At 69.5% G+C, this 419-nt stretch carries 1 protein-coding gene; it reads left to right on the top strand.

The genetic code is table 11. The features are described 5' to 3' along the window. Window positions 1-4 precede the first annotated feature (4 nt). Complete coding sequence (locus VM95_RS38100; protein WP_030291361.1) at window positions 5-418, top strand: roadblock/LC7 domain-containing protein; 414 nt, start codon at window positions 5-7, stop codon at window positions 416-418. Window position 419: the final 1 nt, after the last annotated feature.

Raw genomic sequence — 419 nt, 5'->3', positions numbered from 1 at the left:
CCAGATGAGCCAGGCCGCACAGAACCTGAACTGGCTGATCACCAATTTCGTGGACAACACCCCCGGGGTGTCCCACACCGTGGTGGTCTCCGCGGACGGCCTCCTGCTGTGCATGTCCGAGGGCTTCCCCCGGGACCGTGCCGACCAGCTCGCCGCCGTGGCCTCCGGCCTCACCTCCCTCACCTCCGGCGCCAGCCGGATCTTCGAGGGCGGCGAGGTCAACCAGACCGTCGTCGAGATGGAACGAGGCTTCCTCTTCCTGATGGCCATCAGCGACGGCTCCGCCCTCGCCGTCCTCGCCGCACCCGACTCCGACATCGGCCTCGTCGGCTACGAGATGGCCCTGCTCGTCGACCGCGCCGGCGCCGTCCTCACCCCCGCACTCCGCGCGGAACTCCAGGGCAGTCTCCTGCACTGAC

The sequence above is a fragment of the Streptomyces rubellomurinus genome, from assembly GCF_000961885.1.
Lineage (GTDB): Bacteria > Actinomycetota > Actinomycetes > Streptomycetales > Streptomycetaceae > Kitasatospora > Kitasatospora rubellomurina.
The sequence above is the reverse complement of the archived record's forward strand: the minus strand, read 5'-3'. Positions and strand labels throughout refer to the sequence as shown.

Bases quoted from the DNA above. Each gene is read 5' to 3' on its own strand.
- VM95_RS38100 (WP_030291361.1), top strand. From the start codon at position 5: ATGAGCCAGGCCGCACAGAACCTGAACTGGCTGATCACCAATTTCGTG.